The 14437-nt window shown below is 63.6% G+C and carries 13 protein-coding genes; 5 read left to right on the top strand and 8 right to left on the bottom strand.

Going from position 1 to position 14437, the window contains the following annotated elements:
- Positions 1-43: 43 nt before the first annotated feature.
- The 3 genes from glnA to ACFQPG_RS10610 form a co-directional block, all read right to left on the bottom strand.
- On the bottom strand, positions 44-1456 hold the full coding sequence (glnA, locus tag ACFQPG_RS10620) for a type I glutamate--ammonia ligase (protein ID WP_380812852.1): 1413 nt from the start codon (positions 1454-1456) through the stop codon (positions 44-46).
- 193 nt (positions 1457-1649) lie between these two features.
- A complete protein-coding gene (locus tag ACFQPG_RS10615; RefSeq protein WP_380812850.1) occupies positions 1650-3032 on the bottom strand; it encodes an HlyD family type I secretion periplasmic adaptor subunit in 1383 nt (460 codons plus the stop codon).
- Positions 3029-4747: a type I secretion system permease/ATPase gene (locus ACFQPG_RS10610; protein WP_380812847.1), complete on the bottom strand. Its 1719-nt coding sequence runs from the start codon at positions 4745-4747 to the stop codon at positions 3029-3031. Before ACFQPG_RS10610 ends, ACFQPG_RS10615 begins: the two co-directional genes overlap by 4 nt.
- A 212-nt stretch (positions 4748-4959) precedes the next feature.
- On the opposite strand from ACFQPG_RS10610, the gene ACFQPG_RS10605 reads away from it, so the two are divergent.
- The 5 genes from ACFQPG_RS10605 (at position 4960) to ACFQPG_RS10585 (ending at position 10916) form a co-directional block, all read left to right on the top strand.
- Positions 4960-6537 (top strand): glycerol-3-phosphate dehydrogenase, encoded by a 1578-nt coding sequence (locus ACFQPG_RS10605; protein ID WP_380812846.1) that lies wholly within the window; start codon positions 4960-4962, stop codon positions 6535-6537.
- The gene (gene glpK / locus ACFQPG_RS10600; RefSeq protein ID WP_380812843.1) at positions 6527-8050 is read left to right on the top strand and encodes a glycerol kinase GlpK; all 1524 of its coding nucleotides are present in this window, start codon (positions 6527-6529) and stop codon (positions 8048-8050) included. The genes ACFQPG_RS10605 and glpK overlap by 11 nt, the downstream gene beginning before the upstream one ends.
- 132 nt (positions 8051-8182) lie before the next feature.
- Entirely contained in the window at positions 8183-9193 is a 1011-nt protein-coding gene (locus ACFQPG_RS10595; protein WP_380812841.1) for an alpha/beta fold hydrolase, read from the top strand.
- A 129-nt stretch (positions 9194-9322) separates the two neighbouring features.
- Entirely contained in the window at positions 9323-9865 is a 543-nt protein-coding gene (locus ACFQPG_RS10590; RefSeq protein ID WP_380812839.1) for a hypothetical protein, read from the top strand.
- A 517-nt stretch (positions 9866-10382) separates the two neighbouring features.
- Positions 10383-10916, top strand: a complete 534-nt coding sequence (locus ACFQPG_RS10585; RefSeq protein WP_380812836.1) for a hypothetical protein — start codon at positions 10383-10385, stop codon at positions 10914-10916.
- A gap of 286 nt (positions 10917-11202) precedes the next feature.
- Here ACFQPG_RS10585 and ACFQPG_RS10580 read toward each other — a convergent pair whose 3' ends face one another.
- The 5 genes from ACFQPG_RS10580 to ACFQPG_RS10560 form a co-directional block, all read right to left on the bottom strand.
- Positions 11203-11394: a YdeI family protein gene (locus ACFQPG_RS10580; RefSeq protein WP_380812833.1), complete on the bottom strand. Its 192-nt coding sequence runs from the start codon at positions 11392-11394 to the stop codon at positions 11203-11205.
- A 246-nt stretch (positions 11395-11640) separates the two neighbouring features.
- Complete coding sequence (locus ACFQPG_RS10575; RefSeq protein ID WP_380812830.1) at positions 11641-12324, bottom strand: thermonuclease family protein; 684 nt, start codon at positions 12322-12324, stop codon at positions 11641-11643.
- Between the two features lie 87 nt (positions 12325-12411).
- On the bottom strand, positions 12412-13059 hold the full coding sequence (locus ACFQPG_RS10570) for a helix-turn-helix transcriptional regulator (protein ID WP_380812827.1): 648 nt from the start codon (positions 13057-13059) through the stop codon (positions 12412-12414).
- A gap of 767 nt (positions 13060-13826) precedes the next feature.
- Complete coding sequence (locus tag ACFQPG_RS10565; protein WP_380812825.1) at positions 13827-14015, bottom strand: hypothetical protein; 189 nt, start codon at positions 14013-14015, stop codon at positions 13827-13829.
- Between the two features lie 112 nt (positions 14016-14127).
- Complete coding sequence (locus tag ACFQPG_RS10560; RefSeq protein WP_380812823.1) at positions 14128-14403, bottom strand: hypothetical protein; 276 nt, start codon at positions 14401-14403, stop codon at positions 14128-14130.
- Between the last annotated feature and the right edge of the window lie 34 nt (positions 14404-14437).

Raw genomic sequence — 14437 nt, 5'->3', positions numbered from 1 at the left:
GACGCGATGGGTTAAGGTTTCGTGCGGGTCTCGGGCCGCTCGGCTACATCGAGTAATACATGTCGAACTCGACCGGGCTCGGGGTCGTCTCCCACCGCATGACTTCTTCCCACTTGAGTTCAATGTAGGCGTCGATCTGGTCGTCGCTGAACACGTCGCCCATGGTCAGGAAGGCGCGGTCGTTCTGCAGGGCGTTGAGGGCTTCCCGGAGCGAACCGCAGACCGTGGGGACGTTGACCAGTTCCTGCGGCGGGAGGTCGTAGAGGTTCTTGTCCATCGCCTCGCCCGGATGGAGGCGGTTCTGGATGCCGTCGAGGCCGGCCATCATGATTGCAGCGTAGGCGAGATAAGGGTTGGCCATCGCGTCGGGAAAGCGGAACTCGACCCGCTTCGACTTTTCGCCCGTGCCGTAGGGAATGCGGCAGGAGGCCGAGCGGTTGCGACTGGAGTAGGCCAGCAGCACAGGCGCTTCGAAGCCGGGGACCAGGCGCTTGTAGCTGTTGGTGGTCGGATTGGTGAAGGCGTTGAGCGCCCGGGCATGCTTGATCACACCGCCGATGAAGTAGAGCGCGGTATCGGACAGGCCAGCGTAGCCGTTCCCCGCGAACAGGGGCTTGCCGCCGGACCATAGCGAGAAGTGGGTGTGCATGCCCGAGCCGTTATCCTTGGCGATCGGCTTGGGCATGAAGGTCGCGGTCTTGCCGTAAGCATGCGCCACCATGTGGACGACATATTTGTAGACCTGCATCCGGTCGGCAGTCTCGACGAGGGTGCCGTAGGTAAGGCCGAGTTCGTGCTGCGCGGGGGCGACCTCGTGGTGGTGCTTGTCGCACGGCAGGCCCATCTCGAGCATGGTGGAAACCATCTCGCCGCGGATGTCGACGGCGCTGTCCACCGGGGCCACGGGAAAGTAACCGCCTTTGGCGCGCGGGCGATGCGCGAGGTTGCCGCCTTCATATTCGCGCCCGGTGTTGCCGGGCAGCTCGATGTCGTCGAGCTTGTAATAGCTGGTCGCGTAACTGTCCTCGAAGCGGACATCGTCGAACATGAAGAATTCGGCTTCCGGGCCGACATAGACGGTGTCGCCGATGCCGGTCGACTTCAGGTAAGCTTCGGCGCGGGTAGCGGTGGAGCGAGGGTCGCGGGCGTACAGCTCGCCGGTGGACGGCTCGACGACGTTGCAGACCAGGATCATCATCGGCGTCGCGCTGAACGGATCGACGTAGATGGCGTCGAGGTCCGGCTTCAGGATCATGTCGCTTTCGTTGATCGCCTTCCACCCGGCGATCGAAGAGCCGTCGAACATGAACCCGTCTTCCAGCATGTCCTCGTCGATCACTCCGGAGGCCATGGTCAGGTGCTGCCACTTGCCCCTGGGATCGGTGAAGCGAAGGTCGACCCACTCGATCTCCTCGTCCTTGATGCGGGAAAGAACGTCGCCTGCGCTGGTCGCCATGATCACCCTTTCGTCGCCCGGGAGACCCGGGTTCCTCTTGCCTGGAAAGCACCCTTGGTCGTCCGGAGCCGATCGCGGCGGGAAGGACGATTCGGGAGCTTGGCGCTCGTGATTCCAGCGAGGGCGGGCAGGGTCCACCCCGGGTTGAATCATTCACGTGGATGACGCGGCGTGGGAACGAACCCGCCGCCGCCTAATGCTCCGTGAAGGCGCGGTCCCAGGCGCTGGTCAACGGTTCGAAGGCATATTGCAGCGCGGTCCGCTTGCGCAGGGGAATCTCGACGCTGACCGGCATGCCGGCCTTGAGCGCCGCGGGGCCGCGCAATTCTTCGATCCGCTGCAGTTCGGCCAACGGGACCTGAAGTGCTGCGGTGTAATACGATTCGCCGGTCCGCTCGTCGTTGAAGGCGTCGGCGGAGACTCGGGTCACCTGGCCGTTCAACGCAGGCAGCGAGCGCTCGTGAAGGGTGAAGAAGCGAACGAACGCCGGCTGGCCGGGTCGCAGGTCGTCGGCATCATTGGGGTTGATGCGTGCTTCGATCGTCAGCGGGGTGCGATCGGGGACGATGTCCATCAGCTTCTCGCCTGCCCCGATCACACCACCGGGGGTGAACACGGTCAGGCCGACCACCGTTCCGGTCGCCGGGGCACGGATCGCCGACCGGTTGAGCTGGTCGCGCGCGGCTTCCCACTTGGGCAAGGTGTCGGCCAAAGCATTGTTGATGTCGCGCAATTCGGACGCGACCCGCTCCTGATAGGTGTTGCGGGCTTCCAACATCTGCAGCCGGCTTTGCCCCGCCTGGCTGGAGCTGGTCGCCACAGTTGCGCGATTCTGCGCAAGCTGGCCCTGGAGGTCGGCGCGAGCGCGTTCCAGGGCGCGGACGCGGCTTTTCGATACGAAGCCCTTCTCGGCGACTTCGCGCAGGCTGTTGAGCTCCTCCTCCAGGCTGCGGATCTGCTGCTGGATGGCGGCCGCGTTCTGGTTGTACCCGCTGCCCTGGCTGTAGGCCTGCGATTCCTGCTGGCCGAGAACCCGGGTCTGCGCGGACAGCGTGGCAAGGCGGGTGCGCAGCTGGCTCGCCTGAATGGCCGTCGCGCGCTGGGCGTCGACCGCGTTCTGTCCGGTCAAGCCTGCGAACTCCGGGGGAGGCACAATGGTGCGCTGGCCCATCTGTTCGGCCTGAAGCCGCGCCCGCTGCGCGAGAAGGGAGATGGCCTGGCCGGCAAGCGCCCGCTCCTGGCCGCGGGTTTCGGCGGCCGCAAGCTGGATCAGCACGTCGCCGCGGCGGACCTTGGCGCCTTCCTTGACGAAGATCTGCGCGACCACGCCGCCGGTCGGGTGCTGCACCGTCTGCCGCTGGCCGGAGACCACTAGGCGCCCTGGCGCCATGGCGGCCGCATCGAGCGGAGCAAGCGCCGCCCAGCCGAGGAACAGGCCGAAGAACAGCCCAAGGATGATCAGTCCCTTGCGGATGTCGCGGCTGGGATCGGCGCCGGGGCCCAGGATGTCCGATGGGGGCAGTGCAATGCCCCGCGCGGGCAGGCCGGACGATCCGCCGAGTTGCAGCATGTTCATGGGGTAACCCTCTGGCCGGTGACTCGCGGTGCCTGCGGAGCGATCTGGCGCAGCACCTCGTCGCGCGGACCCATGGTTGCCAGGCGGCCGTCGCGGATGACCAGCAGCTGGTCGACGACGGGCAGGACACTCAGCCGATGAGCGACGACCAGCATGGTCTTGCCGGCGGCCTTCAGTTGCTCGAGCGTGTGGATCAGCTGCGTGTCGCCTTCGGCGTCGAGGCTGGCGTTGGGCTCGTCGAGGATGATGTAGCGGGGCGAGCGGAACAGGGCGCGCGCCAGCGCGATCCTCTGCGCCTGGCCGGCCGAGAGTCCGCGGCCGCCAAGCTGGAGCACATGGTCGTAGCCGCCCGGAAAGGCGAGGATCATCTCGTGGGCGCCGGCCATCCTGGCGGCGGCGATCACTTCCTCGTCGATCCGGTCGGAGGGTTCGCCTTCCCAACCGCAAAAACGGGAGATGTTGTCCCGGATCGTGCCGGCGAGAAGCACGGTTTCCTGCGGCATGAAGCCGATATGCTCGGCCAGCTGCTCGGGATCCCAGTCGCGCTGCTCGGCCCCATCGAACCGGACATCGCCAACTGTCGGCTGCAATGCCCCCGCGATCACTCGAACCAGGGTGGACTTGCCGGCGCCGCTGGGGCCCACGATGGCGATCACCTGCCCTGGCGGAACGCTGAACGTGATGTTCGCGAGGATCGCCCGCTTGTCCGACCCTGCAACGCCGACCCCCTGCACATCCAGCCGCCCGTTGGGTGCCGGCAGGCGGGTGCGCGGGGTTTCGGGGGGAGCGGCCGCGAACAGGTCGTCGAGCACGGCGATCGCGTCGCGTGCGCGGATGATTGAGCGCCAGCCGCCGACCAGCTGGTCGATCGGGGCGAGCGCGCGGCCGACGATGAAAGTCGCAGCGAAGATCGCCCCGACACTGACCGAAGCATTGATCGCGAGGAGGGCACCGAGGCCGAGCGCGAGCGATTGCAGCAACAGCCGGACGAACTTGGATTCGGAGGCCAGCCGGGCCGAGGCCACTCCGGCGCCCGTCTGCAGCGCAAGGGTCCGCTGCCGGTCGACCGCCTGGCCGTTGACCAGAGCTTCGCGCAGCCCGAGGGCGCGAACGACGTCGGACGCGGCAACGGCGGTGTCATATTCCGCATAGGTGCGAGCGGCGGCAGCATTGGCTTCCTGCAGCGGCGCATGGGTCGCGCGCTCGTTGCGCCACGCCAGGAAGGTGATGATCGCCGCTCCGACGACCGTCAGGATGCCGATCCAGGGATGGATCAGGAAGGCGAGCAGCACGTAGACCGGTACCCACGGCGCGTCGAGGACACCCAGCATCGCGGGCCCGGTCAGCACCTGGCGCATCTGGTCGAATTCGCGCAGCGCCTGCCGGGCGAGCCGCGGGCGAGAGTCGCCGACGAGGAAAGTAGCGCGCATGATCCGCGTGCCCATGCTGTTGTCCAGGCAGGCCCCGGCGCGCACCAGCAGGCGAGTGCGAATCGTGTCCAGCGCGGCGAGCGTCGCCAGCGACAGCACCAGGACCAGAGTCAGGAACAGAAGGGTCGTCTTGCCCTGCGTCGGGACCACTCGGTCGTACACCTGCAGCATGTACAGCATCGGCGCGACGAACAGCAGGTTCAGCCCGGCGCTGAAGATGCCGGCGTAAGTGAAGTGGCGACGGCAGGAGCCTAGCGCGGCCTGAACCGTGGGGCTATTCCGCATGGACCGGGGCAAAAACAAATCGGGTGCGCCTCGCGATTGGTGAAATCCGGGTCAAAGGGCCGTTCCGTTGACGGAAAAAAGCAGTCACGGCAGCCGGAGGCGGGCCTGCCTCCAATAGCTATCGGATGTCAACTTCGTTGAACGCGTTGTTACCGGCGCTGACCGGTTGGGAAGGCCGGGATGGCGCAGGTTGCGCACAGCTTGCGTCGTTGATGGGCAAGCGCTTCGTGTGCAGTTACAACTCCGACCGGATGACACCCCCATTGGCCCCAGTCTTCGACCTGCTCGTCGTCGGCGGCGGGATCAATGGCGTGGGGATCGCGCGGGACGCGGCGGGCCGAGGACTGAAGGTCTTGCTCGTCGAGAAGGACGATCTCGCCGCCCATACCTCGTCCGCCAGCACGAAGCTCATCCACGGCGGGCTGCGGTACTTGGAGCATTACGAGTTCGGGCTTGTCCGCAAATCGTTAATCGAGCGCGACCGGCTGCTCAGCATCGCTCCGCACATCATCCGGCCGTTGCAGTTTGTCATTCCGCAGGCCGGATCGCGTCGCGCGTCCTGGCTCGTGCGCCTGGGCCTCTTCCTGTACGACCACATCGGCGGGCGCAAAGTCCTGCCCGCGACGCGCACAGTGTACTTGGCCAACCATCCCTTCGGGGCGGGGCTGCGCGTTCCGCGCGGGAAAGCATTCGTCTATGCAGACTGCTGGGTAGACGACAGCCGGCTCGTGGTGCTCAACGCCGTGGATGCGGCGGAGCGGGGAGCCGACATTCAAACGCGCACGGAGTTCGTCCGTGCATGGCGCGACGGCGGCTCGTGGCAAGCGACGCTCCGTGATACCACGGGCGAGCAGACGGTTCGTGCCCGCACCCTGATCAATGCCGCAGGCCCTTGGGTCGGCGAGTTGTTCGCCCGGATAGACGTCGCGAAGAGCCGGCGGCCCGTACGGCTCGTCAAGGGCAGTCACATCGTCCTGCCGTCCTTGTTCGAAGGCGAGCAAGCGTACCTCATCCAGAACCCGGATGGGCGCGTCGTATTTGCAATCCCTTATGAGCGTGAGTTCACGCTGGTCGGAACGACGGAAGCCGACTGGACCCAGGCAGCGGGGCAAGCCCGGATCGACCCAGCGGAGATCGCCTATCTGCTTGGGAGCGTTCGCCGCACCTTCAGCCAGGCGGTGGAACCGGTCGACATCCGCTGGAGCTACTCGGGCATTCGTCCGCTGTGGGGCGATAATGCCGCCAATGTCTCGACCATGACCCGCGACTATGTGCTCGACCTGGATGACGATGGGCCGCCGCTTCTCAGCATCTTCGGCGGCAAGATCACGACCTACCGCCGGCTCGCCGAGCAGGCCCTGTCGAAACTGTCCGGCTTCCTTCCCAAGGGCTCCCGCCCCTGGACGGCCGCCGCGCCGTTGCCGGGGGGCGAGCTTGGCGGCAGCTTCGAAGATTTCTTGGCTGGCCTTGCTACCACCTATCCTCATCTTCCCGCGGATCTGCTGCATCGTGTGGCGCGAAGCTACGGCAGCCGGGCGCGTCAGCTGCTGGGCGATGCGCGTGAGATGGCGGACCTGGGCGAGCTTTTCGGTGCCGGTCTGACCAGGCGGGAGGTGGATTATCTCGTGACGCACGAATGGGCCCGGACCGCCGAGGACATCCTGGTCCGCCGGTCCAAGCTTGGACTTCATTCGGGGCCGAGGGCTGGCGAGCGGCTGCAAGCCTATCTGCAGACCCGACACCAGGCATGGCACTATAAGGCGGAGGCTGCGGCAAACCATGACAGCTGACCACGTCCTGGCCATCGACCAAGGCACGACCTCGACCCGCGCGATGCTCATCGACAGGGAAGCGCGCGTCATTGCGCTGGCTCAGCGTGAGCTGACGCAGCATTATCCCCGGTCCGGGTGGGTCGAGCATGACCCAGAAGACATCTGGCGCGACACGCTCGCCGTCATGCGGGAAGCGCTTGCGACGGCCGGCATCCCTTACCGGGGCGTCGCCGCTATCGGAATAGCCAATCAGCGCGAGACGACGCTGCTGTGGGATCGCGAGACGGGCGAGCCCGTCCATCGAGCGATCGTCTGGCAGGACCGTCGAACTGCGGAGTTCTGCGAGACACTGCGGGCGGAGGGCGCCGAGGACGCAGTCCGCGCCAAGACGGGGTTGCTGCTGGATCCTTATTTCTCCGCGACCAAGCTTGCCTGGCTGCTCGACCATGTCCCTGGAGCCCGGGCCCGCGCCGAGCGTGGCGAGCTGGCGTTCGGAACCGTCGACAGTTTCCTGCTCTGGCGGCTGACCGGGGGACAGGTTCATGCGACCGACGTGACCAACGCCGCGCGGACCATGCTTTACGATATCCATGCGCAGCGCTGGGACGCCGATCTGTGCCGAATTCTGAGGGTGCCCGAAGCGGTCCTTCCCGACGTAAAGGACAACAGCCGCATCTTCGGTCTTACCGCGCCTGGGCTCCTCGAGCGGCAGGTTCCGATCGGGGGCATGGCCGGAGACCAGCAGGCCGCGCTGATCGGTCAGGCCTGCTTTGAGCCTGGCACGGCCAAGTCGACCTACGGCACCGGCTGCTTCATGCTGCTCAATACCGGCGAAAAGGCGGTCGCGTCCGCTCACCGCATGCTCACGACCCCGGCGTACCGATTGCACGGACGGATCACATACGCCGTCGAAGGCTCGATCTTCGTCGCCGGGGCGGCCATCAAGTGGCTTCGCGACGGACTAGGCGTGATTGCCCAAGCCTCGGCAACGGACAGCCTGGCGACCCAAGTGCCCGAGGGTCACGGAGTGTACATGGTTCCGGCTTTTGTCGGGCTGGGGGCGCCACATTGGGACCCGGACGCGCGCGCCTCGATCCACGGTCTCACGCTCGATGCAACCGGTGCCCACCTGGCCCGGGCGGCACTGGAGGCGGTCGCCTACCAGACTCACGATCTGCTGGAGGCGATGGTCGCAGACGGCAGCGCCACACCGTCCACGCTGCGGATCGATGGTGGAATGGCCGCGAACGGCTGGCTTTGTCAGTTCCTTGCCGACATCCTTCAGGTCACGGTTGAACGCCCGCGCAATCTGGAAACGACCACGCTTGGCGCCGCCTTTCTAGCCGGCCTCGCAACCGGCGTATGGAGCGGTCTGGATGACGTTTCGCGCACTTGGTCGGCAAAGGACCGCTTCCCTCCCCAGATGCCGGCGGACAAGCGGGAAGCGGTCCTGTCCGGCTGGCAGGATGCGGTGAGTAGGACGGTTCGACCAAACGCCAGAGCATCCCGAGCCGACTCGTGGTTTCGCTAGCGGCATGCTCAGTGCCGCGGGGGTAGGGGGGTGAGGGCCCGCCGACCGTGTCGTGCAACTTTTGTGCACTGCAGCACGTTTCTTTTGCTCCATCGGGGCCGAGCTCCGTTCCCTTGACCGAGAGTAATTCCCTTGCCCACCACCATCAACAAATCTGCCCGAAGCGGGTCTTCCTCCCGCTCATCCGGCAAGGACTCGTCGCTCTGGAAATGGGGTCTCGGAGCCGGAGTTGGCGCGGCGGCCCTGGGGGTTGTGGCCTTCAACGCGGCAAAGACGCGGCGTGCGGAGGCGAGCAATCCTCCCATTGGCGAGTTCATCGAAGTCGACGGAGTGCGCCTGCATTACCTTGAGAAGGGCACGGGCCCGGTTATTGTTCTTCTTCATGGCAACGGCACGATGATCCAGGATTGGATTGCGTCCGGAGTCTTCGGGCGCCTTGCTGAAACCCACCGAGTGATCGCCTTCGACCGGCCTGGTTTCGGACACAGCGAGCGTCCGCGCAGCGTGGTCTGGACCCCCGCCGCCCAAGCCCGAGTCCTTGCCTCCGCAATCGCTAAGCTGGGTGCCAGGGACGCGACCATCGTTGGTCACAGCTTTGGCACAATGGTGGCGGTGGCGCTCGGCCTGGACCATCCCGAGGTCGCCTCCTCGCTGGTGCTAATTAGCGGCTATTACTACCCATCGGCTCGCGTCGACGCTCTGGTTGCCGCTCCTCCCGCCATCCCGATCATCGGCGACGTGCTTCGCTTCACGGTGTCGCCGCTGGTGGCCGCCGCTTCGCAGGACCTGATGGAAAAGCAAATGTTTGGTCCTGCCCCGGTGTCAGAGGGGTGGCGGGAGGACTTTCCGTTCAAGATGACGCTGCGGCCCTCGCAGATCAGGGCCGCCGCAGCCGACGCAGCGATCATGGTGCCGGCGGCAGCGTCGATGGCGCCGCGCCTGGCGGAGCTCCAGATGCCGGTTACGATCATCTCGGGAAGTGGCGATCATGTAGTCACACCTTCGAAGCAGTCAGGCAGGTTGAACGAGGATCTTGCCAAAGGCCGGCTGACCATGATCGAGGGTGCAGGCCACATGGTGCACCATACCGCCGCGGATGAGGTTGCTGCCAAGATCCGGAACTCGGCGAGCAACGCTGGATAAGCTCGGCCCCGCTAACTCGCTCGCTGATGGCCCGAAGCCTGCTCACAAGATCGAACAGGACGGGGCGGGAAACGTCGCGCCTCGCTTCTTTGTTAGACAACGCGCAACCCCCGACCCCAGGAGAACACAATGAACCAGTCCATCGTATCGGCCGTCTTCGACAGCCACTCGGAAGCAGAGGCGGCCGTCCGCGAGCTGCGGCAGGCGGGTGTGCGCGACAGCGCCTTGTCCGTGATTGCACAAAGGAATGACACCGGTGCGGGCGAGTATGGCGATGCCGACACGGTCGAGGCCAAGGAGAAGGGCGAGGGTCTCCTCAAGGGCGCGCTGGCCGGCGGCGGCGTGGGCGCGCTGCTGGGGATCGCTGCCCTTGCAATTCCCGGCGTCGGACCCCTGGCGGCCGCGGGCGCCATTGCTGCGTCGGCCGTACCCGAAGCGGCCGCGATCGGCGCCGGAGTCGGTGCACTGACGGGTGGTCTGACTGGCTTGCTGACGAAGCATGGCGTCAACGAAGAAGATGCCACCTATTATGAAGAGCGGATCAAATCCGGCGGCGTGTTCGTGTCGGTGGACACCAGCGACGCGGGTGTCAGCTCCGAAACGGCGCAGGACATCCTGTATCGCTCCGGCGGACACAGCGCTTCCAGGTCGAAGACGACCTCAGCCGTCTGACGCCGTTTCTCGGGATTGCTCCTGCCTCTGTGGCAGGGGCAGTTTCGGGTTGTTATCCGCCCTGCGGCCGTTTCAGCTGACGAACATGACTGAGGTCCGCGCTCCACGGCTTGCGGCGGTTTCAAGGCCTGCCAATGGCAGCCGGATGCAGCAGTGACTCCCGGCTTTTGCGCTAAATGGAAATGGCGCACCCGGCATGAAATCTGCTGGGTACTCAGACCATCGGGAAATTTCGGTGCAGCTGAGCCGCTGAGGTCTGCTTAGCGCCGATCTCCGCCGTTCAGAGTGCCGGCGTTGGCACCCGCATGCGGACCTTCGTTCAGCTAAGTAGCTAAGGTCCGATTCCGACCCGTTCCGGACATTAGCGGCTGGGGTCTGCTTTCGATCCATTGGCCAAGTCGTTTGCTGAACGGTGCTAGACCGCCGCGTTCAGGCTAATTCAACGTTGCTAATCCTACATTTCGCTCCCGGGCTCGTCCGCCCTGCGAGCTCGAGATATGCTCGAAGGAGATAGGCCATGAAGGCTGTAGCGAACTTGTGGGTCGGCGCGGCTTTAACTGCATCGTTTGCCGCCGCGGTCCCGGCCTCTGCACAATATCACCCCAATTACGGGAACTACGGCTATGCGCCCAACGCGGTTAGCCAAGTGCTACGGTCGATCCTAAATCCCTACGGGTATTTCGGCTACGGCTACTATGGCACGGCGCACCCGCAAGCGGCGGTAAATCGCTGCATAGCGGTTGTTCAGCGGCGGCTGAGCTACCAATATGGCGCCCACTACGACAGCTACGGCGGGTATGGCGGATACGGTTACGGATACGGAGACCGTAGTGCTCGAATCTTGGGCATCACGCGGGTGGAGCAGCGCTCAGCGACGACTTTGAGAGTTCGCGGCATTGCAACCAGCGGTTGGAATTACGAACCGTACGGGTATGGTCGCTACCGCGGGCATCGATACGGCTATGCTCCGCTCGCCGATCTCTCGTTTAAATGCGACGTAGATTATCGCGGTTTCATTCGCGACATCGATATCCATCGCCGCCGCTACTAGCGCGTCAAAGCAGAACGAGAGGGGCGCCGGGCTTCGACTTGACTTGTGTCACTCGAATGGTGGCCGTGTCATTCTGAAGAACATTGGCGCTCGCGCCGCTATTCCCGAAGACGGACCCTGTATCGGCTGTCAGTCTAAAGGCATTGGATACCTCAAGGTCTTCGGCAGGGGCGTTGCTCTGAAATACAATCCCGCTGCTTAGAGACTTGCAATCGTTTGCCAGTGAACGCCGTCTCGTCCTACAGCTGCTTCGACTGACGCAGCTTTCTTTCGCCTACGGCCATATTCAGTCGTGCACCGTCTGCCCTCGCTCGAGCATTGCAATAAAATCGGCAATTTTTCGCGCTCGAGTCTCTGGCCTTTTCACCGCGCCTATCCGGTAAATGATCGCGTATCGGTTAGCGCCTTTGAGCGTCACGAAGAACGCTGCGGCCTTAGGGTTTTCGTCAAGCGCAACCCGCTTGGCTCGCTGGCGCATGGCAGCGGCTCATCTGCCGTCAAATTTCGCAGCGTCAATTTGAGCTTGGCCGGTTGCATGCATTTGACCCCTCTTGATTGAAATCCTCTGCGCGCCTGCAGTTTACTTGCGACCATTTACTTCGGGCCCCGCAGCGTGAAGCGGACCAACCACTGCTTGTCGTCGTACTTGGACCGCGAAAAGCAGACTGTCCGCTAACGGCCAGAAGTCGCCGGCGGATCCGCACAAACATCAATCGCGGGCGGGTCAGTTTACAATGGCTCGTCGGTATCCGGCCGCTCGAGCGTCAGCTTCGCTACAGAAGATATCTTCGGCACGTGTACGATCATAATAAGGCATTCCGGGAACGTGGTAGATCCACTGACCGCGACGATTCCGATTTCCCTTGATCCGGCAGCCGTAGTTATTCTCGCTGGCTTTCGCTGTGCTCCTGATCACCGGCTTCGGCCGACCGGCGTGCCGGCCGCTTGATACTGCTGGGCGTGATGCCCGGTCAGCTGCGCGAACTTCGCTTGGCATTGTAAAAGTGCCAGCCCAGATGCCGCGCCGAGCGGCCTTCGCTGTTTCCTCCGCACTGACGTAGTCATTAGAATAGCGGCGGAATGCCACTGCGAGGCCGTTCGCAACCATGAAACGGTTCACGTCGACTTGACCTACGGTGCACCGAGCCAGAATCCGATCGTACTGGTCGGTTCCCGCCGCCACACACCGGACGTCCTTTCCAACGACGAGCCTTGAAAGTGCCTCCGCGGCGGCCTGGCCGCACTGCCAGTCGCCGCCGGCCCTTTGACACGTCTGATCAAATTCGGGCGCGTCGATGCCAAAGAGACGGATGCGTTGGCCATTCACTTGGAAAGAGTCTCCGTCACCGCCCGCCCCAATTCCGAAGATGGGCGACGAAGCGATCAGAAGGGCGAGTAGGATCGACATCGAGTGGCCTTATCGAACATGATGCGGATTGGGGTTGCCCGTCTTTATGGGCAATCGGTTACAAGGAACTTACGCGCCCAACCTTCCTTAGCGAATGCGTCGGCCTGCCCAAACGACCCGACCGACCAGGTCGATCTCGCTCGGAGAGCAATCGCTCCAGGTCGCATAGCTCTTATTGTCGCTAGCAACTGTCAGGGAGCCGCCGGACGGGTTCACCGTGATCCGCTTCACCATCAGCGTGTCGTCCCGGCGAAGAACGTAAATGCCGTCGTGCAGCGAATGACCAGGCAGACTCCGCTCGACCAGAATGTCATCGCCATCAGCCAGCGTCGGAAACATCGAGTCACCAACGACCTTGATGATCGACAGATCGTCCTGCTTCGCATTTGTCAGTTGGCGCAGCCATTCCTTGCTGAAGCCCAGCTGGGCCACGGCGCGTTCGCCATCATTATGAGCTCCAAAGCCGGCTGAAGCACCGATTGCCAAACGGGGGATAGGGATCAGTCCGTCGGGTGATATCGGTGACGGTGGGCCACCGAGCAGTTGTTCGTCTACGTTGAAATATCGCGCCAGGGTCTTGCGATCGCGTTCGGCCAACCGTCTTGGCGTGCCGCGTTTGATGAATTGCTGGACGTACGCAGGATTGCGACCCAGCAATCTTGAGAGAGCCGCGAGGTCTTCCCGCCGTTCTGCGATTAGCTGGGCAAGGAAACTTCGTGGATCTTCAGCGCTCATGCCTTCCTCTACCAAAAGGAAAAAACCTTTACAAGTAGGATTTCAGCGGGGAGTTTCCTGCCATCGAGTCGAGGAAACACGATGCTGTTGCGGAAAATCGAACACCACCTGAAACTTACCCATACCAGTCCAGCCAGCTTCGGACGGGCCTGTCTGGGTGACCCAAAGTTTGTGTTCGACCTGCGTAATGGCCGCGAACCGAGAGCGTGCACGGTCTCCAAGGTGCTCGCCTTTATGTCCGAGTTGGAGGCCCCTAACGATGTCCTATGAACTTCTTATCGTCGCGAGCTGGGGTATCACGCAGATCGTGAGAACAGTGCCCGCAATAGTGTGGGCGTTACGCTGCGATCCTGCTTCGAAGACGTACGAGTGCCCGCCATCGCCACTTTCCTCATTCCGTCCAATACAGACTAATCGAGTGCCCACGCCCAAGCCAACGTAGCGTGAGGCGGGAACGGGCCGGAACGGAAACGCGCGCAGCGGCTAGGCTTGGTGGGAAGCGGAACGGCGGCTTTCGGGCCCGCATCGGCAGAAAGCAGACGTTCGCCCGTGCGAGGCCCGGGCGACGGCTTAGCGCCCGTCTCGGTCGTTACGAGGGTCGCCGCCCGCACCCGTAATCGGACCCTCGTTCAGCTAAGTTGCTAAGGTCCGGTTCCGAACCCAGGGTAAAGAAGTGCGATTCCTAGAGGGTGCGGCCAGCTAGTGTCGATCTTCTGATCTCCATCTTTGCGGACGTTAGCTGTACGCGCGAGACCCAGTGGCTGCGCTCAGACGCGCCATCGGTCGAACTCAGCACGCGCCTCGTCTTCGGTAAACGGGTGATCACCGCTGACGGATGTCTCCGTCCAGACAATGTTCCCCTCCTCCGTGAGGTTCATCACCTCCCAAGAAACTCCGTCAGTCCTGAGGCTGATTATGTTCCCCGCAGAGGACTTGAACCGCTCCACCTCGTTCATTCGTCACCTCATCCACTCTGGTGCAGTCAGCTCTTATGACAATTCGCCTGTGATCGCAGCCAACCCCGCGCGCGCACCACTGCCGGGAGAATGGGTGAAAGCGGACAAGCCATCATTGTTTGCTTATCGGCCCACATGATTTTGTCTGATGGAGCGCGTCGATGGATGGAGCGGCTTTAGCGTCGAGCATGTCCTCGCTCACCACCGCATGAAAGATGCGGGAGAGAGTATTTTCATCGTCGATGTCGATCACGAAATAGGCCTGTCGCCGGTCATTGAGGTCGAGGGTGAGCCCTTGATCTTGCCTGAGGCTCCACGCCGGCCCGGCGGGGAACCTCCGGTCATAATCGTTTGGCGAGTGAATGAGCTTTGTCCCCGCAAGCCTCATTCCCAAAGGGTTGATGGCCCAGCCCTCCTGTCCA

Origin of the sequence: Sphingomonas sp. GCM10030256 (assembly GCF_042666415.1) — a bacterium.
In the GTDB taxonomy this organism is placed as follows: Bacteria; Pseudomonadota; Alphaproteobacteria; order Sphingomonadales; family Sphingomonadaceae; genus Sphingomicrobium.
The sequence above is the reverse complement of the archived record's forward strand: the minus strand, read 5'-3'. Positions and strand labels throughout refer to the sequence as shown.